Origin of the sequence: uncultured Enorma sp., from assembly GCA_905210055.1 — a bacterium.
In the GTDB taxonomy this organism is placed as follows: domain Bacteria; phylum Actinomycetota; class Coriobacteriia; order Coriobacteriales; family Coriobacteriaceae; genus Enorma.
This window is the reverse complement of the sequence record CAJLVH010000018.1, coordinates 1-21,565: the sequence shown is the minus strand read 5'-3', so window position 1 is coordinate 21,565 and position 21,565 is coordinate 1. Positions and strand designations below refer to the sequence as shown.

General features: G+C 62.5%; 15 protein-coding genes. 1 reads left to right on the top strand and 14 read right to left on the bottom strand.

Annotation, left to right across the window (positions count from 1 at the left end):
- The 9 genes from QZ079_RS02575 to QZ079_RS02535 form a co-directional block, all read right to left on the bottom strand.
- The coding region (locus tag QZ079_RS02575; RefSeq protein WP_297034722.1) for a 4Fe-4S binding protein at positions 1-381 on the bottom strand (381 nt) is incomplete at its 3' end.
- A 6-nt stretch (positions 382-387) separates the two neighbouring features.
- Entirely contained in the window at positions 388-1,476 is a 1,089-nt protein-coding gene (locus QZ079_RS02570) for a nickel-dependent hydrogenase large subunit (protein ID WP_291288083.1), read from the bottom strand.
- A 2-nt stretch (positions 1,477-1,478) separates the two neighbouring features.
- Positions 1,479-2,162, bottom strand: coding sequence for an NADH-quinone oxidoreductase subunit C (locus tag QZ079_RS02565; protein ID WP_297034716.1), 684 nt, complete (start codon positions 2,160-2,162; stop codon positions 1,479-1,481).
- Positions 2,163-2,172: 10 nt separating this feature from the next.
- The gene (gene nuoB, locus QZ079_RS02560) at positions 2,173-2,610 is read right to left on the bottom strand and encodes an NADH-quinone oxidoreductase subunit B family protein (protein WP_291288085.1); all 438 of its coding nucleotides are present in this window, start codon (positions 2,608-2,610) and stop codon (positions 2,173-2,175) included.
- Between the two features lie 12 nt (positions 2,611-2,622).
- Positions 2,623-5,499 (bottom strand): proton-conducting transporter membrane subunit, encoded by a 2,877-nt coding sequence (locus QZ079_RS02555; RefSeq protein WP_297034711.1) that lies wholly within the window; start codon positions 5,497-5,499, stop codon positions 2,623-2,625.
- A 258-nt stretch (positions 5,500-5,757) separates the two neighbouring features.
- Entirely contained in the window at positions 5,758-6,942 is a 1,185-nt protein-coding gene (locus QZ079_RS02550) for an FprA family A-type flavoprotein (protein ID WP_297034709.1), read from the bottom strand.
- A gap of 139 nt (positions 6,943-7,081) precedes the next feature.
- Positions 7,082-7,474 carry a helix-turn-helix domain-containing protein gene (locus tag QZ079_RS02545; RefSeq protein WP_297034706.1) on the bottom strand — a complete coding sequence of 131 codons (393 nt, stop codon included), beginning with the start codon at positions 7,472-7,474 and terminating at the stop codon, positions 7,082-7,084.
- Between the two features lie 283 nt (positions 7,475-7,757).
- Positions 7,758-9,221 carry a YfcC family protein gene (locus QZ079_RS02540; protein WP_297034703.1) on the bottom strand — a complete coding sequence of 488 codons (1,464 nt, stop codon included), beginning with the start codon at positions 9,219-9,221 and terminating at the stop codon, positions 7,758-7,760.
- Between the two features lie 48 nt (positions 9,222-9,269).
- Positions 9,270-10,466, bottom strand: coding sequence for a M20 family metallopeptidase (locus QZ079_RS02535; RefSeq protein WP_297034701.1), 1,197 nt, complete (start codon positions 10,464-10,466; stop codon positions 9,270-9,272).
- A gap of 295 nt (positions 10,467-10,761) precedes the next feature.
- Between QZ079_RS02535 and QZ079_RS02530 the strand changes: the two genes are divergently transcribed.
- Positions 10,762-12,387, top strand: coding sequence for a helix-turn-helix transcriptional regulator (locus QZ079_RS02530; protein WP_297034698.1), 1,626 nt, complete (start codon positions 10,762-10,764; stop codon positions 12,385-12,387).
- Between the two features lie 37 nt (positions 12,388-12,424).
- Here the strand turns inward: QZ079_RS02530 and carB are convergent, their stop codons facing one another.
- From carB to QZ079_RS02505, 5 genes are all read right to left on the bottom strand, one after another.
- Positions 12,425-15,709, bottom strand: a complete 3,285-nt coding sequence (carB, locus tag QZ079_RS02525) for a carbamoyl-phosphate synthase large subunit (RefSeq protein ID WP_297034694.1) — start codon at positions 15,707-15,709, stop codon at positions 12,425-12,427.
- 89 nt (positions 15,710-15,798) lie between these two features.
- Positions 15,799-17,232 (bottom strand): glutamine-hydrolyzing carbamoyl-phosphate synthase small subunit, encoded by a 1,434-nt coding sequence (gene carA / locus QZ079_RS02520; protein WP_297034691.1) that lies wholly within the window; start codon positions 17,230-17,232, stop codon positions 15,799-15,801.
- A gap of 525 nt (positions 17,233-17,757) precedes the next feature.
- Positions 17,758-18,804: an ABC transporter permease gene (locus QZ079_RS02515; protein ID WP_297034688.1), complete on the bottom strand. Its 1,047-nt coding sequence runs from the start codon at positions 18,802-18,804 to the stop codon at positions 17,758-17,760.
- A 12-nt stretch (positions 18,805-18,816) separates the two neighbouring features.
- On the bottom strand, positions 18,817-20,328 hold the full coding sequence (locus tag QZ079_RS02510) for a sugar ABC transporter ATP-binding protein (RefSeq protein ID WP_297034685.1): 1,512 nt from the start codon (positions 20,326-20,328) through the stop codon (positions 18,817-18,819).
- A 240-nt stretch (positions 20,329-20,568) separates the two neighbouring features.
- Positions 20,569-21,565, bottom strand: a 997-nt coding sequence (locus tag QZ079_RS02505; RefSeq protein ID WP_297034681.1) for a substrate-binding domain-containing protein, incomplete at its 5' end; no start/stop codon positions are given.

Sequence of the window (21,565 nt, the reverse complement as noted above, 5' to 3'; positions counted from 1 at the left end):
GGCAGCACCCGCTGCCTTCGCCGGCTTCGCAGGCATGTCCTTGTGCAGGGTAATCGAAGAAATCTCCGTCGTGGGCTCGGTTGGCCATAAGCCCATAGACAGGCAGTTCTTCGGACACTCATGCGTGCAGCTTGCACATTGGATGCAGCTATAGGGGTTAATCGTCCAGTCGCCGGCCTTGCGGTCGACGGTGATCGCGCCCACCGGGCACACGCGCTGGCACATGCCGCACAGGATGCACGCGTCGATATCGTTTACCACATGGCCGCGCATCTGCGGGAAGAGCTTCTCGAAGTCGCGCTTCTCATACGGGTAGCGCACCGTCACCGGCTTGTGCATAAGCGAGCGGAGCGTCATCTTCCCCAGCTTGAAAGTTCCCATTCCCGCCTACCTTTCCGTGCAGCTGATGCACGGGTCGATGGTAAGGATAATCATCGGCACGTCGGCGAGGTCGACGCCCTGCAGCGCGCGCACCAAACCGCCGAGGTTCTGCGACGTTGGGGTGCGCAGGCGGAAGCGGTCGAGGTACTTCGTACCGTTGCCGCGCACGTAGTAGAACGCCTCGCCGCGCGGCTGCTCGATGAGCACGTGGCTCTGACCCTCGGGTACGACCTTCGCCTTCGGCTTTCCGCCGATGCCGTCGTTCGGAATCTTCGCGACGAGTTCCTTGATGATGTCGATGGCCTGCGGAATCTCGGCGCAGCGCACCTTGCAGCGCGCATAGCAGTCGCACTCGTTCGAGATGATGGGCTCGAAATGCTCCAGGTCGCCATAAGCGCTGTAGCCGGTGGTGCGCATGTCGTGTTCCACGCCGGAACCCTTCGCGAAGGGGCCGACCATCGAAAGCTCGAGCGCGTCCTCGAAGCTAATGTAGCCTACGCCGCATAGGCGGTCCTTCACCGAGGCGTCGTTCAGCATGGTATTGACGATCTCGTTGTAGTCGCGCTTAAGCGAATCGAGCTTCTCGCAGATGGCGCGTAGCTCGGAGTCTTCGATATCGTGCGCCATACCGCCCACGATCATGATCGAGAGGATGATGCGACCGCCGCAGGTGCGCTGGAAGATATCGAGGATGGTCTCGCGCAGACGCCAGCAGTGGTTGAAGAGCGACTCGAAACCGAAGGCGTCGGCAAGCAGGCCCAACCACAGCAGATGCGAGTGGATGCGCGAAAGCTCCTCGATGATCGTGCGTAGGTACTCGACGCGGCGAGGCATCTCGAGTCCCATGAGCTTTTCGGTAGCGCTCACATAGCCCCAGCCATGCCCGGCGCTGCAGATGCCGCACGTGCGCTCCGCCACATAGACGAACTGGTTGAAGTCGCGCTTCTCGACAAGCTTCTCGAGACCGCGGTGCACGAAGCCGATCTGCGGAATCGCCTCGATGACGTGTTCATCCTGCACGACAAGATCCAGATGGATCGGCTCGGGCAGTACCGGGTGCTGCGGGCCGAAGGGAAGAACCGAACGGGTTGCCATGCTTACTCACCATCCTTCGCTGCGGCCTTGGCTGCCTTGGCGGCGAGCGCCGCGCGAACCTTCGCTGCCTTCTCGGGATCCATCGCGGCAAGCTTCGCCTCCATCTTGGCGGCGCGATCCTCGTCGGACGCCCCCGCAACAGGAGCAGAGGCGGCTGCCGGGTCGGCTTTGTCGGCCACGGCGCCAGCGCTCTTGCCCGCCTCAACAGCCGCATGCTTCTCGCCAGCCGCGCCATCGGCCTCGGCCGCTTGCGCTTCCTCTGCCGCCTTGCGCGCCTTCGCCGCGGCAGCTGCCTGCTGCTTGGCGAGCTTCTCGCGCTCGGCCTTCATCTCGGGTGTGATGATGGTCATGGGCTCGTCGCACGCGACGTTGAAGAAGTTCCCGCCGAAATTGAGCTGCATGTTGATGAAGTTCACGCCGTAGAGATCGTGCGTTTCGTTCTCGTAGCTGAACGCCGCAAAGTACAGCCCTTGGATCGACGGCACCTCGGAGTCGTGGTCGATTCCATAAACGCAAAGGTTGAGCGCGTTATCACAAGTCTCATCGTAGAACGTGTAGAGCAGGTCGATGCCAGCTGCCGTGGTCTCGGCGCACAGCTGGATGAAGCGGAACCCCTGGTGCTTGAGCGTCTGCACGCGCGTGAGCAGCTCGCTCAAGGGGATATCAACGAATTCGGTCGTATACATCCGCGCCCTCCTACTTCTTTTCCTGTGCGAGCTTGGCCGCCTTCTCGTCGAGGATCTCGACGGCCTTGAGCACGGCATCGATGATGGTTTCGGGACGCACCGCGCAGCCCGGTGCGTACACATCCACCGGGATCGCCTTGTCCACGCCGCCGATCACGTTGTACGCATCGCGGAACACGCCGCCCGTGCAGGCACAGATACCGCACGCAACGACGACCTTCGGTTCGAGCATCTGGTCATAGATGTGCCTCACCACGTTCATGTTCTGGTGGTTCACCGCGCCCGTAACGAGGAAGATGTCGGCGTGCTTGGGATTGCCGGTGTTGATGATGCCGAAGCGCTCGATGTCGTAGAGCGGCATGAGCGAATCGAGAACCTCGATGTCGCAGCCGTTGCAGCTCGACCCATCGTAGTGGATGAGCCACGGCGATTTCGAAGAATAACCCATGACACTCACTTCCTAGATGAACGGGGTGATGAGCACGTAGAACAGGTTCACGACGCCCACGACGAGCGCGACGATCCATGCGTACTTAAGGCAGCTCTGCCACTTCATGCGGGCGAAATTGTTGTCGATGAAGACCTCGAAGAACCAGGTCACAGCAACGACGGCCACGGCGAGCGCGATCGATGCGGGATTGTTCCACACGAAGAACATGCCCACCCACATGAGGAAGAGCACGCTCTCGCACCAGTGCATGATCTCGACCTTAGCGAGCGTACGGCCGCTCATCTCGGTCGTGATGCCCTTGACGAGCTCCTGGTGCGCATGGTGGCTGTAGGAAAGGTCGAACGGGCTCTTGCGCAGCTTGATCGTAAGGATGAACAAGAGGCCGCAGAAGATCGGCACGAGCGACACGATGATCGGCATGTCGAGGTTCCAGAGCTGCGCCACGTCGAAAGACTGCGTAGCGGTGAAGAAGCCCACGGACATGATGAGAAGCATGGGCTCGTAGCTCATGACCTGCAAGCACTCGCGGTCCGCGCCGGTGTCGGCAAAGGGGCTGCGCGCAGAGTACGCCGAGATGATGATGAAGAGCGTGGCAAGCGTCACGAGGAAGATGCACATGAGCAGGTTTGAGCCCGAGACGAACATGCCGCCCGCGAGCATGCAGAAGATGAGTGCGCACGTCACGTATGCCTCGTCGACGGCATTGACGCTCGCATCCTCCTTGCCCAGCAGCTTGCGCACGTCGTAATAGGGCTGCAGCAGCTTGGGGCCGACGCGCCCCTGCATATGGGCGCTCACCTTGCGGTCGAGGCCGTCGAGCAAGCAGCCCAAGACTGGTGCGCACACGGCGAACACGACGACGCCTAGCAGAAGACCCGGCAGCTCCGGCCCCACGAGGAGCACGGTGCGCTCGATGTAGAACGAGCTTGCCGAGAGGAAGTCGGCATCGAAGATGAAGGTGGCAGCGAACGCCATGAGCTGGATGGCCGTCGTCACGACGAGGCCGATGTTCGTGAGGAGCTCCTCGGGGAAGACGTCTTCCATGTACCAGTTGCGCTTCGTAGACGTCATGGTGCGACCCATGGCGCCATGGAAGCGGCGGCTATCGGGGTCGGTGCAAGTACCGCCCAGGTAGACCTCGACGCGGCGCTTCTTGGTCGCGCGCCCCCAAGGGGTGAGCAGCACGATGGCGATGAAGGCCACGATAACGACCATGATGACCATGTTATCGACGCCGATGAACTGCGGGCTGCTCTGGAACACGTACTCGAGATAGGGGCTTACAACCTGCGTGGAGATTACCGGGAGCCCCAGGCAACAACCCAGAAGCAGCACGGCGATGAACCCGATGGCGAACCACTCGCTCTTATGAACGGCGCCCTCGACGTTTTCAGCCCGCTGCGGCACACCGGCGAGCTTGCCGAGCCACTTCGCCCAGAAGAAGAACGTCGCCGCTGAACCGAACGCGAGCAAGATGAGGAAGATCACGTTACCCGTCTCGGCGAACGACACGAGCGTCGCCCACTTGGAGATGAGCATGCCGAACGGCGCCACGAACATACCGAGGATGCCAAGCATCATGAAGCGCGTGAGGTGCGGCAGGCGTGCGAAGAGCCCGTCCATGTCCTCGATGTTGCGGCTTCCAATGCGATGCTCGACCGTACCGACACACAGGAAAAGAATCGACTTGGAAACGGTGTGGAAGATGATGAGGAACACGGCCGCCCAGACCGCCTCGGCGGTGCCCACGCCCGCACAAGCTGAGATGAGGCCGAGGTTCGCGATCGTGGAATAGGCAAGCACGCGCTTGGCGTTGCTCTGACTAATGGCGAGGAAGCTGCAGAGCACAAACGTCACGCCGCCCACCATGACGACCATGATGGATGCCGCCGGGTAGACCATGTAGAGCGGGGCGAGTTTCACGAGCAGGAACACGCCGGCCTTGACCATAGTCGAGGAATGCAGCAGCGCACTCGTGGGTGTCGGCGCGACCATGGCGCCGAGCAGCCACTTGTGAAACGGCATCTGAGCCGCCTTGGTGAGGCCGGCGATGGAAAGCATGAGCAGCGGCATGATGAGCAGCGGCGCCTGCGGCCCTGCTGCGATATCGGCGAGGCTGTTGATCGCAAGCGGCACGCCCGCGATGTGCAGCATCACCAGCGCCACGTGAAACGCCAGGCCGCCCACCATGTTGAGGTTGATCTGGAGCGTGGCGCTGCGCTTGGCGTCCGCCGTGCGCGTGAAGCCGATCATGAGGTACGAGCAGACGGTGGTGATCTCCCAGCCCGCGACGAGCCAGTCGAGGTTGTCCGCGGTCACGATGATGAACATCGCAGAAAGAAAGAGGAACATGAGGGCGATGAACTGATGACGGCGATCTTGCGTCTGCTCGCCGCGCTTTTCTGCCGCCTCGTCCTCATGATGCTGGAAGTCCTTCATGTAGCCGAGGGCGTAGATGCAGATCGCGCTGCCCACGAGGCCCACGATGAGCACCATGATGACCGAGAGGGTGTCGATATACATGGGCGCCGCACTCGCGTCTTCAGGATGCAGGGCGAACGACCCGCACCAGATCGACACCGCAAGCTGGACGGCAGAGAGCGCGAGCATGGTGCGGTTGCGGCAGCGAATCGCCTGCACGAACACGAAGCCGCAGAGGAAGAGGTCGACCGCAACGGCAACGTAATTCCCCGCAAGCGAAAGCTCCGGCGTGAATGCGAAGCTCGTCGGCTTGCCCAGATATGCCACCGCCGTCGCGACGCTCACCACGGCGATAATCGCGGCGGACCCCACCACGATGACGTCGCGTACGCAATCGGTGCGGAACAGCATAAGCAATACCGCCACAGCGAGCGGTATGAAGACGAGTGCCGCAATAAGACCCATGCGTCTCCTCCTCAATCGAGGTGATCAAGTTGTAGCTCGGGGCGTCTCCACACAACTCCAAACTTTTACCTATTGTAGCGAAATCACACGGTGTACGGTCGATAATCGGCTGTGAACGGCCATCCCATCTGGATTGTTCCCGGTACCACACCAGCACGGGATCGCCTGCCGCAGCCTCATTTCGAAAAAAAGACCGTTGCAGGAGCCAAGAGGCCGCCTGCAACGGTCGTTCTGCATCACCCGTGCTGGTACGAAAGGTTACGCGCGAGCATCCTCGATGATCTTCGCCACGGTAGCCTGCAGCTCGGCGAGGTTCTCCTCGCTCGGGATCCACTGCTGCGCCACGACCGGGCACGCCATGTTGAACTTCATGTTCTCCATCTCGGCGTAGACCTGCTTGGGGCCGAGCGGCGCCCAGCCGTAGGAACCGAAGGCGATGCCGATGCGCTGGTCGTTCTTGGGCGAAAGGCCGCGCAGGTAGGTGAGGAAGCTCGCCATGGTGGGCATCATGTTCGAGTTGAGCGTGGGCGATCCGCACGCCACATAGCGAGCGTCGCATAGGTAGAGCATGATATCGGAGATATGCGTGGTCTTCACGTCGATGAGCTGCGCCGTCACGCCCTCCTTAATGAACGCGTCGCAGATCTCGCGCGCCATCTTCTCGGTGGAGTGCCACATGGAGTCGAACACCACGACGGCCTTCTCCTCGGTCTGGTATGTGCTCCACGCCTGGTACTTCTCGAGGATCTCTGGAATGTGGCTCCGCCAGATCACGCCGTGCGAGGGAGCGATGAGGCGAATGTCGAGGCCGCCGAGCGCCGCCATGGCCTTCTGGACCTGGGCACCATAGGGCCACACGATGTTCGCGTAGTACTTCTTGGCCTGTTTGAAGATCTCGCAGAGGTCGTTCTCGTCATCGAAGCGCTTCGTGGTGGCGAGGTGCTGGCCGAAGGCGTCGTTCGAGAAGAGGATACCGTCCTCCGGGCACCAGGTGACCATGTTGTCCGGCCAGTGCACCATGGGGGTCTGCACGAAGTGGAGCGTGCGCTCGCCGATGCAGATGGAGTCACCGGTCTTCACGCCCTCGACCTCGATGCCGTAATGCGCGCGAATCTCGTTCACACCGGCGGGCGCGCTCGCCACGATGCGGGCATTCGGCGCGAGGCGGTGGATTGCAGGCAGGCTACCGGAATGGTCCATCTCCACGTGGTTCGTCACGACAAGCTCGATCTTCGCGGGATCGATAACCTGCGAGATGCGCTGAACGAACTCGTCGGTGAACGTCGACTTCGCCGTATCGATGAGCGTCACGGTCTCGTCCAAGATGAGATAGGCGTTGTAGGTGATACCGCGCTCGGTGGTGTAACCGTGGAACTGGCGCTCGTTCCAGTCGAGGCCACCGACCCACCAAACCTTCGGAGAGATCTCAATCGCGTTGAGCATGTGTATCCTTTCTCGTGCTTGGGTGCGGCGGAGCCAGATGCAGGTCGCCACGTTCTCCCATAACTGCAGCTCATGGTACCACGTTGCGCTGGTGAGAGTTATGCTATTAAATGAGTATCATATGAAGTTCAGGTTCACCTCACGCGCGTGTGTCCGCCTCGCCCTTCGGTGGGCGACCGCGTCGCTTCGGCTCGAGCCCCTCGGCTCCCTCGCGTCGGTACGCTCTACACCACAGCTTGATCGAGGACTCGCTGGCGATGTGGTATTTCACCATGACCTCGCGGATCGACTTACCGCGGTCGAGGTGGTCGCGCACGGCGTCGAGCTTTGTCTCTAGGTCGTAGGTCATACGGCGGCTGCCCCCGCCAAGGACCGCTTCCGCCCCTCCCGCCGAGAACGCCCGCGACCATTGACGCGCGGTGGCGTCGGGAATTTCGAGCGCCGCTGCCACAAGGCGATGTCCTGCTCCCGCCTCGAAGAGTTCGGCCGCCCGGCGACGCACATCGTCATCGTATCGTACGCCACGCGCCAAAGCCCAGCGCCTCCTTCGCCTCACGATCCTGTCGAATCCAGCTGCTCACAGTAAAGAATACGATGTACTGCTGTTTTATGAGTACGGTGGAAGTATATCCCGCCGGCAGTAAAACAAATACGCAGGTAAGCAATTCTTAGGTTTGTCTGCCACATGCGCCGTCGGAATGCAAAATAACCCCAGGGGCTTTTTGACATCCACGCAAAAGGGGCAGGAGCCGCACAGCCCCTGCCCCCATGTCCCAAAATGCACCTGTCCCTTTTTGGGTCAGAACATCCCCGCTCTACAGCAGGAGCATCATCGCGGTAAGAACCACGCCGATGACGATCGTGAGCACCACGAAGAACTTCGCGCAGAGCTTCATGAACGTGGCGTAACTCGTCTTCGCGAGCTCGAGACCAGCGATGATAACGCCGTTGGTGGGGGCAAAGAGCACCACCACGCCGTGCGCCGCCACGTAGATCATGATCATGGCCTCGACGGAGAAGCCCAGGTTGTCGGCCAAGGGACCCATGATGGGCATGGACATCGTCGCCATGCCGGAGCTCGACGGGATGAGGAACGAAAGCACGTAGTAGAGCGCATAGCTCGCGGGAGCGAAGATCGCGGCCGAGACGCCCTCGAGAGCAGCCGCCGCGGTGTTGAGCACCCACAGGTCGAGGCCGGTTGCAGCCATGAGCACCGAGATACCGCGCGCCACGGCGATGACGAGCGCGGTGGAAACCATGTCGGCCGCACCGCCGATAAACGTACCGACAAGCTCGTTATCGTCCATCTTGGCGATGATGCCAATCACAATCGCCATGAGGAAGAACCAGACACCCACCTCGGTGAAGTACCACTGGCCAAGCGGCAATCCGGTGAGGATGGCGCTCCATGCGGTGGAGGGGTCGTCGGCCGTGCCACCCAGGGCAAAGATGTTCACGCCGAAGCTCTCCCACGGCACAAAGGAAACGATCATCACCACGAAGGAGAGGGCGAAGAGCGCGAGCACCGCCTTCTGCGTGCCAGTCACCTTGGGCTCACCTTCGCTCATCGCGCCGTCCTTCTCGCCATATTCGGCCTCTGCCGCAGCGAGCTGCTCGGGCGGCATGATCGAATTCGAACGATCCGCCTTGACCTTCTTGGCGTAGCGCATGACGAAGATGATGCCCATGAGCTCGCTCACGATGAAAAGCACGAAACCGAGCGCGATAACGAGACCCTGGTTCACCGCGATGCCCATGTCGGTGAGGGCGGCCGTCGCCACGCCCACCGAGAACGGGTTCACCGTAGAGCCCAGGCATCCAAGGCCGGCGCCCAGCAGCACGATGAGCGAGCCCACCATGGTGTCGAAACCCATCGCGAACGTCACGGAAGCGAGGAGGATGTAGAACGGAACCGTCTCCTCCATCATGCCGTATGTCGAGCCGCAGATGCCAAACAGGATCATCATCACGGGGATGAGCAGCGTATCGCGGTCGCCGAGCTTGCGCACGAGCACCGCGATGCCGGCATCGAGCGCGCCCGTCTTGTTCACGATGGCGAGAAAACCGCCCAGCACCATAACGAACACGCAGACCTGAAGCGCGCTCGAGAAGCCCAGGAAGGGCGCTGTCGTGATGTCGGCAAGGGTAGCGGGCGTAACATCGGGCGAGAACATGCTCACGATCCACGTCACCGCGGCGACCGCGATGAGGCAGATGAAGAGAATCGTGAACGAATTGGGCATGCCCCGCTTCTTTTTCTTCTTAGTTGCCTCTGCCATGGGAGTCCTTTCCTTCTACCTGGCTATTCACTGCATAGTGCGCTCGAGCTACGAAGCGCGGGCGTTCAGATACTCGAGGGCACTATTCGCCAAAAGCGCCGTACCGCGCCAGAACACGCCCTCGTCGAACTGCACGCCGGGATGATGCATACCGCAGTCCGTGGTGCCCTCGACCGGCGCGCCGAGCACGAAGTACGTGGTGGGGCAGGCTTGCGAGAGCACGGCGAGGTCGTCCGTACCGGGGAAGGGCTTCTCCATCTCCTGTACCATGTCCTGGCCGAAAAGCTCGGTCGCGTACCCCACGAGTTCCTCGGTGAGCGCGGGGTCGTTGTAGGTGTTGGGCACGCCGCGCAGGAACTGAACGGTCGCGGTGCCGCCGAAGGCGCGGGCGATGTCCTCGCACATAGCCGTCACGCGCTCCTTGAAGCGGCTGCGCACCTCGGCGGACTGCGTGCGCAGCGTGCCGAGCATGTGCGCGGTATCGGGGATCACGTTCGCGGCGCGGCCGGCCTCGATCTTGCCGAACGTGGCCACGCACACCTGCGTGGGATCGAGCTCACGGGCGATGTAATTCTGAACGCCCTGATAGATATGGCAGGCGATATTGATGGGGTCGATGCCCATGTTCGGCGTGGAGCCATGGGCGCCGCGGCCTTGAATCTGGATGTCGATGTCGTCGATGGACGAGAAGATAGTGCCCGGACGCGTCACCACGGCACCAGAGGCGAAGTCCGGCGTCATGATGTGGAGCGATGCGACGGCATCGACCTTGGGATCCTCGAGCACGCCGGCCGCAAGCACCTCGTCGCCACCCGTGGTGTCCACCGGCGCGCAGCCCTCTTCGTCGGGCTGGAACAGCAGCTTGACGCAACCCTTGAGCTCAGACTCGTGGTTCTTCAGGATCTGCGCCGCGCCCAGCAGCATGGCGGTGTGGGTGTCATGACCGCACGCGTGCATGTTGCCGTTCGTGGAGGCGAAGGCGAGTCCCGTCTCCTCCACTACCGGCAGCGCATCCATGTCGGCGCGCAGAAGCACGCAGGAACCCGCAACGGGATCGCCGATCTGCGTGAGCAAGCCGCCCTCGCAGGGTTCCGTAACCTCATAGCCCATGTCCTCGAGCCTGCCGCGCACGTAGGCGACGGTTTCGGGCAGCTCGAACCCGAGTTCCGGATGCTGGTGAAGCCACCGACGATCCTCGACGATGCGCTCTTGGAGCGCCTTGGCCTCTTCGATGATTTGCTGCATGCATGCTCCCATCTACTCGTCAAACGTTCAAACCCCATCCAAAACCCCCGGGGTTGTTTTGCACTAAGCCGACACCCGAACCGTAAGCGCGGTATGCCACCCCGCATAGCGACTCCTCTTTCGCTACGCGGAGCGCCAAGAAAGCTCGTCGCGCCGGCTGTGACCATGGTATGCTTTGCGCACGGCATTTCTGTCGCGCACATAAGATTTAATGGCCTTGACCTGCAAAATCACCCCCTGGGTGTGAGGGCGGGCGGCATGGGTTAGACCGCAGGCGGCAGAGAGGAGGGCTTGCATGAGCGTGAAAAGCACCACGGCAGAAAGCGGCGCAACCGGCACGGCCAACGTGAAGTTTCCGCACGCCGCCGTCGCGACAGCATGCGTGGGGCTCATCTCCCTCTCTACGATGCTTCGAAACGACAGCCTGCTTCTCTCGATTCCCAACCAACCGCTCACGATCTCCATCTTTATTTCCGGCTTGCTGTTCATCCCACTCGCCTTCCTCGCGCAGCGGCGTCCGCGCTTCATCGCGTATCCCGCTGCGAGCTTGGTTTCGGTCGCGCTCTTAGCGCTGGGCACGGCGCTTTGGTTATCTGGTTTGCCGCAGACCCCGGGCGATGCAGGGGTCGCATGGTACCTCACGGCCGACCTCCTCCTGAACGCCGCACGTACGTGGGCAACGGTGGTCGGTATCATCGCGCTTTCGCAAGCTGGGGACGAACGCCTGCTCATTGGCTGCGCGTGTGCAGGCGTCGGCCTCTCCTATCTGGCTATGATCGCGTTGCGCCCCATCGCGCTCGCCGTGCCGCTGGCGTCACTCGTCATCTGCCAGCTCATGCTTCTTGCGCTAGGCACCCTGGGCGCCCGCAGCACGCTGCAAGAGATTCGCGAGCAACCGAGCGCCCATGCGCTTGAAGTCACCAACCCGTTCTCGTTCGTGCCGCTCATCAGTCATATGTACGGCTGCATCTTCCTCTTCGAGTCGACCTTCGGCTTTGTGACGAGCCTCCAGCGCGGCCAGCTTCTGCCCGTGCACTACGCCCTCATCGGCGTGCTGCTCGTTGGCCTTGCGGGGGTGACGAGGCTCTTCCCAGGGGATGACGAGCCGAGGGGCGGGCGAGCCGAGGCCCATGAGCACGTGGGAACCACGCTCCCCGCCGAAGCGGGCAAGTACAGCCGCGCCTTCACCGAAGACACCCTCTTTGCGTGGTGCTCCCTCACCGTGCTCGCCGGCTTCCTCTTTCTGCCTGCGGGCAATGCCGCCGGCGACCTCTCGTTTTGCCTGCTCACCATTGGTTCCCAGTCGTTTTATGCCTTCATGCTCTCCGTCCTTGCGTGCATGGGTGCGCGCAACCCCTCTGGCGCCATCATCTTCGCCGCGACGGGTTCCGCGCTTTCCTCGTGCGGTTCCGCTATCGGCGCGTCGGTGCATGGTTTCGTAACGCCGCTCGAGCGCATCGCGCCAGGTGAAGCCATGGAGCTCGTAACGGCAACGATCGCGCTCGTCATCATCGTGTATGTGTTTGTGGCGCTTCGGAACTTCAGCTTCACACGCTTTTTCCAGGAGATTGCCCCTGCACGCAGGCCTAGGGTGGCCGAGCATCCCGTACACGCAGCCAGCTCGGACGACGACGGAGCGGGCGCGGGCACCAGCGCGGGCACCAGCGATGAGGGGGACGTGAGCGATGAAGCCGAAGCGTCCGACGAAGTGAGCCTCATCACCATGCTCGCACGGGACTACGACCTCACCGCGCGCGAGCAGGAGATCGCCACCATGCTCGCACGCGGCAGAAACGGCACATACATCCAAGAGCGACTCGTCATCTCGCGAAACACCGTGAAGACGCACACCCGTCACATCTACGCTAAGCTCGGCATCCACAGCCAGCAGGAACTTATCGACCTCTTCGAGGGGCGGTAAGGCGACGGTTGCAGCGCTTAAAACCCCTGGAATAGCGTTACACCTCGTACTGAGGAAGATCCTGGAGCGCGATGACCTCGAGGCCGCCGGTCTGGTCGCGGCGCGCAGCCTCAAGCGCTTCCACCGCCGCCACGAAGGCGTTGGCTGCCGAGAGCGCTGTGATGCAGGTCACACCGCGGCGAACCGCCTCGGTACGCAGTCGGTAGCCGTCGCCACGCGCCTCCTGGCCGAATGGCGTGTTGATCATGAATGCAATCTCCCCGCCCGCGATCATGTCGCCGATGTTCGGATGCGGCTCGCTGAACTTCCGCACGACCTCGCACGTCACGTTGCCGCCGGCAAGCACGCGCGCCGTGCCCTCGGTGGAGCAGATCTCGAAGCCCAGGTAGCGCAGGATACGAGCGAGCGAGAGGATGTTGCGCTTGTCGCGGTCGTTCACGGAGATGAACACCTTGCCAGACTCCGGCGTGGGCAGCTCGTAGCTAATGGCGAGCTGCGTCTTCGCGTAGGCCTCCGGGTAGCTCTTCGCGATGCCCATGACCTCGCCCGTTGACTTCATCTCCGGCCCCAGCACCACGTCTGCGCCCGGGAAGCGACCCCAGGGCATGACGGCTTCCTTCATGCAGAACCAGTCGAGCTCGCGGTCGTCTGCTGGCAAGCCGAGGTCCGCGATGCGCTCGCCCGCCATGATGCACGCCGCGCACTTCGCGAGCGGCACGCCCGTCGCCTTCGAGATGAAGGGGACGGTGCGGCTTGCGCGCGGATTCGCCTCAATCACGTAGACGGTGTCGCCCTGAATGGCGTACTGCACGTTCACGAGGCCGCGCACGCCGAGCGCGAGCGCGATGCGCGCCGTCGTGTCGCGCAGCTTCTGCACGAGCGCCTCGGAGAAGGAGAACGGCGGGATGCACGTTGCCGAATCGCCCGAGTGAATGCCCGCCTCCTCGATGTGCTCCAGGATGCCGCCGATGTAGACTTCGTCGCCGTCACAGAGCGCATCGACGTCGCACTCGATGGCGCCTTCCAGGAAACGATCGAGGTAGACCGGGTAATCGGGTGAGATGCGCACCGCTTCCGCCATATAGGTGCGCAGGTGCTCCTCGTCGTAGGCGATCATCATGCCGCGGCCGCCGAGCACGTAGCTCGGACGCACGAGCAGCGGGAACCCAATCCGCGCCGCCACGCGACACGCCTCCTCGAAGCTGCGCGCCTCACCCGCCGCCGGGTAGAGAATCCCCAAATCGTCGAGGACAGCGCTGAAGCGCTCGCGGTCTTCGGCCAGGTCGATCGCATCGGGCTGCGTGCCCAAGATGCGCACGCCGGCGTCTGCGAGCGCACGGGCGAGCTTGAGCGGCGTCTGTCCGCCGAGCGTGACCACCACGCCGTCCGGCTGCTCAACATCCACGATGTCCATGACATCCTCGTAGGTAAGCGGCTCGAAGTACAGGCGGTCACTCGTATCGTAGTCCGTCGAGACCGTCTCGGGGTTGCAGTTCACCATGATGGTCTCGAACCCGCGCCCCTCGAGTGCGTAGCTCGCATGCACGCAGCAGTAGTCGAACTCGATGCCCTGGCCGATGCGGTTGGGACCGGCGCCCAAGATCATCACCTTGGGCTTCGTGGTGGGTGTGACCTCGTTCGGTGCGGATGCCTTTTTGCCGCCAGCCGCGCGCACGAGCCCCTCATAGGTCTTGTAGTGGTACTCCGTGGTGCTCGCGAACTCCGCGGCGCAGGTGTCGACCGTCTTCATGCAGGGCAGCACGCCCAGACCGTGGCGGTATGCCCGCACGAAGCGCTCGTCACTGCCGGTGTGCTGGGCGATCTCGGCATCGCTCGCGCCGTACTGCTTCAAGAGCCGCATGGCGTCCGCATCGATGTCCTCGACGCGCAGCCCCTCGATACACATGCGCACGCCGACCATGTCGCGGATGCGCTCGATGAACCACGGGTCGATTCCGCACAGTTCGCGGACGCGCGCCGTCTCCCAACCGCGGCGCAGAGCCTCAACCACCGAGAAGATGCGATCCTCGGTGGGCGTCGAGATGCTCTCGGCAAGCTCGGCATCGGTCATCCCTGCAAGGTCGTCGCCGCCTGTGAGCAGGCCCGTGCGGCCGTCCTCGAGCGAGCGCACTGCCTTGCCGAACGCCTCTTCGAACGTGCGACCGATCGCCATGATCTCGCCTACGGCCTTCATACGCGTGGTGAGCGTGGAGTCGGCGCCCTTGAACTTCTCGAACGCGAAACGCGGCACCTTCACCACGCAGTAGTCAATCGCCGGCTCAAAGCACGCAGGCGTGACGCGCGTGATGTCGTTCACGATCTCGTCGAGCGTGTAGCCCACGGCAAGACGCGCCGCCGCCTTGGCGATGGGGAAGCCCGTCGCTTTCGAGGCGAGTGCCGAGGAACGCGACACGCGCGGGTTCATCTCGATGACGATGAGGCGACCGTTTTTGGGGTTTACCGCGAACTGCACGTTCGAGCCGCCCGTCTCGACGCCGATCTTCTCCAGAATGGCGAGCGACGCCACGCGCATCCGCTGGTACTCGAGGTCGGAGAGCGTCTGCGCGGGCGCCACGGTGATGGAGTCGCCCGTGTGCACACCCATGGGGTCGAGGTTCTCGATGGAGCACACGATGATGCCGTTGCCGGCGCGGTCGCGCATGACCTCCATCTCGTATTCTTTCCAGCCTTCAATGGATTCCTCGACGAGCACCTCGCCCGCCGGGGAAAGCTCGAGGCCCTGGCGCACGATCTCGCGAAGCTCCTGTTCGCTGTGGGCGATGCCGCCGCCCGCGCCGCCGAGGGTGTAGCTCGGGCGCAGCACGCACGGGTAGCCTACGCGCCCGGCGATTTCGAGCGCGTCCTCGATGGAATAGGCATACCCCGAGCGCGCGACCTCGAGGCCAATCTCTGCCATAGCCTCGTTGAAGAGCTTGCGGTCCTCGCCGCGCTCGATAGCCGCGAGGTCGCAGCCGATCATCTCGACGCCATAGCGCTCGAGCACGCCTTTCTTCGCGAGCTCCACGGCCGCGTTGAGGCCGGTCTGGCCGCCGAGTGTGGGCAGCAGGGCGTCGGGACGCTCGCGCTCAATGACGGACTCGATGAATTCCGGCGTGACCGGTTCCACATACGTACGGTCCGCGAGACCCGGATCGGTCATGATCGTCGCCGGGTTGGAGTTCACCAGGACGACCTCGTAACCATCCTCCTTCAACACCTTGCACGCCTGCGCGCCGGAGTAATCGAACTCGCACGCCTGGCCAATCACGATGGGGCCTGACCCGATGACAAGAATGCGCTTGATATCTTCACGTTTGGGCATCTGTTCGCTCCTTTTGAAACGGTTGCTCTCCACGATGGGTTAGGTGGGTTGGAAGGAACACGTCCCCAACCAACCCATGTTCTGCCCGCCTACGCGGTGCCGAAGCGCCAACCGGCGAGGCGGTCGCGCGCGATGTCGATGTCCAGGTAGTCGGGGTCGCCGTCCATAAGGTGCGCGAACGCGGTGAAAAGGTAATGGGCGTCCGTGGGGCCGGGCGATGCTTCGGGGTGGTATTGCACCGAGAAGACCGGCGCGTCGAGGAGTTGGATGCCCTCGGCGGTGCCGTCGTTCAGATTCACGTGCGTGAGCCGAATGCGCCCGAAACGCTCGTTCTCCACAACCGGCGCCACGCCGCGCTCCACCCAGAAGCGCAGGTCGCCCGTGGTCGACGTGCCATCCGGGCCCACGGGATGCTCGGCCACACCGCCGGAAAGCTCCGGGACGAGCGTGCCCAAGCTGGGGAACACAAGGTTGAAGCCATGGTTTTGCGCGGTAATCTCCACACGGCGCGTGATGAGATTCATGACGGGGTGGTTTCCGCCGCGATGGCCGTACTTCAGCTTCTCCATGCGAGCACCCGCCGCAAGGCTGATCATCTGGTGCCCCAGGCAGATGCCGAACATGGGCACCTTGCCCATGAGCTTTCGAACCTGTTCATAGGTCTCGGTCACGGCATCCGGGTCTCCCGGGCCGTTCGAAAGGAACACGCCGTCGGGCTGGAGAGCGAGGACGTCGCGGGCGGGCGTGTCCCACGGCACAACTGTAAGCTCGCAACCGGCGCGCTCGAGCCCCTCGAGGATCCCGCGCTTCACGCCGCAGTCGTATACCACTACGCTGCGCTTCGCCAAAGCGGCATCTGCCTGTGCGAACGCATGGTCTTTCGCCACGCGACCAGGGTAATATCGGTAGGCCTCATGGCAGCTCACCGTCTTGACGAGGTTTTCGCCCACCAAACCCGGCGCGGCATCGAGCAGCGCCGCAAGCTCGACGCGGTCGAGCATCTCGGTCGAGATGATGCCCTTCTGGGCACCGTGATCGCGCAGGTGCCGTACGAGCGCGCGCGTGTCGATGCCCTCGATGGCAATGATACCGCGCTCTTCCAGATATTCGGATACATCGATGCTGGAGCGCCAGTTTGACGGCGTGCGGCACAGGTCGTGCACCACCAATCCGCGCAGCGCCGGCTGCTGGTTGCCCTGGTGTTCAGTGGGCATGCCGGGTGCCATCTGCGTATCGGCGAGGTCGATGCCGTAGTTGCCGACCTGCGGGTAGGTCATGGTAACGATCTGGCCGGCGTAGCTTGGATCGGTGAAGACCTCGAAGTACCCCTCGACGGACGTGTTGAAGCACACCTCGCCTGTCGCGGTACCCCGCGCCCCGCACGCTCGGCCATAGAACACCGTGCCGTCTGCGAGCATGAGCAGGGCGGGCACCGCCGACTGCTTACTCGTGTTCGCAAGCATCCGTTGAACGAGGGGCGCACCGTCGACACTCTGTGTCCCGGCGCATGCTGAAGATGCCATGTTCGCTCCTTCCCGGCCTCGCTGGACCGAATTAAAGGTTTATAGGCTTGGCGTATTCTACGCCTCCGGTGCATGCATTCGGGTGCTGACGGACAAGATATTCATCCAGTGGAAAAGATTGTGCAGAAATATTCAGTCTTGACTACAAAGTGTGTTGCGAGAACGATGCGAGCAATGCTCTGACACGCCCCACTACGATGCCTCTCCGCCACGCCATATTCTCCCGTCCCGCCACTCCCCTTCCGCCACGCCACGTTCCCCTATTGAGCAAAAAACATAGATAGTCTCAATAAGAGCCTTCGCGACTTCTCTTATTGAAGCTTTCTGGCTTTTTGCACGATAAGCGAACCGCGGCGCCTGCGTTGCCGAGCGCTGCCCGCGTTGCCAGGCGACGCCCACCGTCGCCCGCCCCCCGCGCGGCCGCCGGCCGTCGCGACCGGAAACGCAGGGCGGCCCCGCGCGCATGCACGGAGCCTCCTTGGGAGGAAGGTTCGCAGCCTTGCCTAATCGTATTATGCAGACCTCCTACGAGGCACTCCCGCCCTTACGTCCGAAGAACTCCTTGAGCTGAGGCCCCGCCACCTGGATCATGATCACGATGATGAGGATGATGCCCTTGATGGTGTCCTGGATGAGCGCGTCCATCTTGAGCGCGATGATGATCTTGTCGATGACGTCATAGGACAGCGCGCCAAAAAGCACGCCGATCATGCGGCCGCGACCGCCGCTCATGGAAATGCCGCCGAGCACCACCGAGGCGATGGCGTACATCTCATAACTCGAACCGGTCGTCGCTGGGTCGCAGGAGGCGTTCATGGCAATCCACAGGAACGCAGAGAGACCCACAAGCGCGCCCGCGATAGTGAAGACGAGCGTCTTCATAACCGGGACGCTAATGCCCGCGAGGTGCGCCGCCTTGGCGTTCGAGCCCACCGCGTAGATCTTCTTGCCGAACTTCGTCGACGTGCAGATGTAGACGAACAGCACGACCATGACGATGAGCACGATGCCCACGATGGGCACGCCTGCCACGCGCGCGTTGCCGAACGTGTACAGCGCATCGTACGACGCGATCGCGTTGGACATACGGTACACGGAGCTGCCGTTGCCAATAAGCTCGCCGGGCAGCAGCTGGCAGGCGTACTGCGCCACCGAACGATAGATGAGCATCGTCGCGAGCGTCACGATGAACGCGGGCATCTGCACCACGCCCACCAGAAAGCCGTTCACCAAACCGCACACCGCACCGAATACCACGGCGAAGACCAACGTGAGCAAGATGGAACCGGTCATGTTGAAGACCACGACGGAGAAGCCCGCCACGAGCGCGAGCATCGAGCCTACGGAAAGGTCGATCTCGCCGGTGAGGCACACGATGCCCATGCCGATAGCGATCGTGCCGATCACCGCGCTGTGGCGCAGGACGTTCATGCCGGCGTTCAGCGTGAGGCCGCCGTTCGCAATGACGTATACCAGCAGAATCGCCAAAAACACGAGGACGAAGCTGTACTTTTTCACCAGACCGAGCACGTTTGCCAAGCCCGTCGGTTTCGTTGAAGCATTCTCATTCACGGTAGTTGCACCTCACTCATTCATCTCGGTCGCAGGATCATCGCTTACGGAGTTCGTCGAGTACAGCATGACCGTCTGCTCGTCGATCTCGTCATGTTCGAGCCGCTTCACGATGCGCCCCTCGTAGAGCACGTAGCACACGTCGGCCACCTCGCGAAGCTCGGGGATCTCGAGCGTGTTGATGATCACGGTCTTGCCCCCGCGGGCAAGGTCGAGAATCAGGTGGTAGATCTCGGCCTTGGCACCGACATCGATGCCCTGCGTGGGATTGTCGAACAGAAGGAGCTCGGCGTCGGTGTTGAGCCAGCGCGCCATGAACACTTTCTGCTGGTTGCCGCCGGAAAGCGAGAGCACGCTATCGTCACTCGAATTCGCCTTGATGCTCAAAAGCTTCTGGTAGTGCTCGAAGCGCTCCTGCTCCTTACCCTTGTGGATGATGGGGCTCTTCCCCGAAAGCACGTGCTCGGAAACGTACATGTTCTCGAGGAGCGACATATCGGGCAGAACGGAGTTCTCCTTGCGATCAGAAGGCAGCATGGCGATGCCCGCCTTCATGGCCTCATGAATCGAGCCACCATGCAGCTTCTTACCGAGCACCGTGGCGGTACCGCCCGTAGGACGCCCGATGCCGAACAGGCACTGCATGAGCTCTGTGCTGCCGCAGCCCATGAGGCCCGTGAGGCCGATAACCTGCCCGCGCGACACCTCCATCGAGATGTCCTCGAACCCCGGCCCTGTGAAGCGGTCGAGCGAGAGCACGGTCTCACCCGTCTCGCGCGGTTCGTACGCACCGCGTTCGGAGATGGTGGCACCCACCATCATGCCCGTTACCTCACGAGGTGTGGTGTCGCAGATCTTGCCCTGACCCACGAACGTGCCGTTGCGGAGCACCGTGTAGGTATCGCAGAGCGCGAAAATCTCGGGCATCTTGTGCGAGATGAAGATGAAGGACGTGCCCTGGTCGCGCAGGCTGCGCACGATCTGGAACAGGTGCTCGACCTCGGCGGTGTTGAGCGCCGTGGTAGGCTCGTCCAAGATGAGGAGCTTCGCGTTGAAGAAGAGCGCGCGGCTGATCTCCAGAAGCTGCTTCTGGCTCTGCTTGAGATCGGCGACGAGCGCGGTGGGCTCGATGTCCACGCCTAGGCGCTCGAAGAGGTCGCGCGCCTTGGCAATCATGCTCTTCTTCTTGAGCGAGAAGACCGGTCCCGTCTCCTCCTGCCCCAAGAAGATGTTCTCATACGCCAGAAGGTCGTTGAACAGGTTGAGTTCCTGGTGGACGAAGGCGATGCCCGCTTTCTCCACAGCCTTGATCGACGCGCCCGTGATGTCTGCGCCGTCGAAGGTGACGGTGCCGGCATCGGCGGTATACGACCCGGTGAGGATGTTCATGAGCGTAGACTTGCCGGCGCCGTTCTCACCCAGCAGGGCATGGATCTCGCCCGGCCCCACATGCAAGTCGACACCGTTCAAAACGGGAACGCCGCTGAACGCCTTACGGATACCGCTCATGGTAAGAAGATCCATAGCGCTCCTTTCATTGTACGGTCGTGTTCTAAAACGGCGAACGGGGCAGCGCCCCGTCCGATGCGTTCTTCCCATATGTGCTCGCCGAAAGCAGCACCTCTTCGGCCAACACATACCAGAAGGGGCAGCGCTCTCCATATTGCGCGGGAGCGCTGCCCCGCATGACGCGCAAGCCTAGATCAGCGCGTCACGAGCGGACGCCCGCCCGCGTGCTGCAGCGGACGGGCGTGACGAGGCTCGTTATTCGAAGCCGACGTACTCGTCGACGTTCTCGGCGGTGACGTTCTCGCACGGAATGACGTGATCCTGCTGAACTTCCTTGCCGTCGAGATAGTCGACCATGTCCTGAATAGCCGTCTGGATCATGGACGGCGAGTAGGTGGTGGACATGACGCCACCGAGGTTCGCGGTGATGTCCTGGTAGGAGTTGCCGCGGATGACCTCGTAGTACTCGTTCAGGCCGCCGCAGCCGGTGATGAACGGCTTGGTCTCGTAGAAGACCTCCTTGGTGGAGTCGGAGATGCCGCCACCGTTCAAAGCCTCGAGGATGCCCATGGCGAGCTCGTCGTCCTCGGCGTACCACCACTTGATCTGAGCGTTGGATTCATCGGCAAGCAGCGTCTCGAAGGCGGCCTTGGTGTCGGAACGGCTCCAGTTCATGGCACCGGACTTGGTGATGGCGGAGTCGATCTGCTCCTGCGTCCACTTCTTGTCCTCGGGCACGGTGGCACCGTCGAACTCGAGGTTGCCGAGGAGATAGTCGGTGAAGCCGTTGTCGCGAAGCGTCGTCACGGACGAGGTATCGCCCTGATAGATGTAGACGGCGTCGCCGGGCATCATGCCGTTCTCGACGAAGTAGGCGGCAGAACCGGCGCCGATGCCGGAGTTATCGCCCTTGACGTTGGCAACGGCGGTGTCCTGAACAGCCTCGATGATGCGGTCGAAGGCGACGTAGGGGATCTCGGCGTCTGCGATCTGCTGGATAGCGGACTGGACGGTGTCGTCCAGCGGCTGGATGACGATGCCGGCGGGGGCGTCGCCAGCGAGGATGTCCTCGACCTGGGCGATCTGGTCGGAGGCGGCACCAGCGGTCTGGAGCTCAGCAGTGTAGGCGCCGGCCTCGTTGATCTCGTCAACCTTCTCCTGGGCGAACGCGCCGACCTGGCCGGTCCAGCCATGGTCGGGCGAGGCGGTCAGCACGACGATGTGACCACCGGCGGCAGCGGCTCCGGAACCC

Excerpts from the sequence above, each read along its gene's own strand:
- QZ079_RS02570 (WP_291288083.1), bottom strand. The coding sequence starts at position 1,476 with ATGGCAACCCGTTCGGTTCTTCCCTTCGGCCCGCAGCACCCGGTACTG.
- QZ079_RS02565 (WP_297034716.1), bottom strand. The coding sequence starts at position 2,162 with ATGTATACGACCGAATTCGTTGATATCCCCTTGAGCGAGCTGCTCACG.
- nuoB (WP_291288085.1), bottom strand. The coding sequence starts at position 2,610 with ATGGGTTATTCTTCGAAATCGCCGTGGCTCATCCACTACGATGGGTCG.
- QZ079_RS02555 (WP_297034711.1), bottom strand. The coding sequence starts at position 5,499 with ATGGGTCTTATTGCGGCACTCGTCTTCATACCGCTCGCTGTGGCGGTA.
- QZ079_RS02550 (WP_297034709.1), bottom strand. The coding sequence starts at position 6,942 with ATGCTCAACGCGATTGAGATCTCTCCGAAGGTTTGGTGGGTCGGTGGC.
- QZ079_RS02540 (WP_297034703.1), bottom strand. The coding sequence starts at position 9,221 with ATGGCAGAGGCAACTAAGAAGAAAAAGAAGCGGGGCATGCCCAATTCG.
- QZ079_RS02535 (WP_297034701.1), bottom strand. The coding sequence starts at position 10,466 with ATGCAGCAAATCATCGAAGAGGCCAAGGCGCTCCAAGAGCGCATCGTC.
- QZ079_RS02530 (WP_297034698.1), top strand. The coding sequence starts at position 10,762 with ATGAGCGTGAAAAGCACCACGGCAGAAAGCGGCGCAACCGGCACGGCC.
- carB (WP_297034694.1), bottom strand. The coding sequence starts at position 15,709 with ATGCCCAAACGTGAAGATATCAAGCGCATTCTTGTCATCGGGTCAGGC.
- carA (WP_297034691.1), bottom strand. The coding sequence starts at position 17,232 with ATGGCATCTTCAGCATGCGCCGGGACACAGAGTGTCGACGGTGCGCCC.
- QZ079_RS02510 (WP_297034685.1), bottom strand. The coding sequence starts at position 20,328 with ATGGATCTTCTTACCATGAGCGGTATCCGTAAGGCGTTCAGCGGCGTT.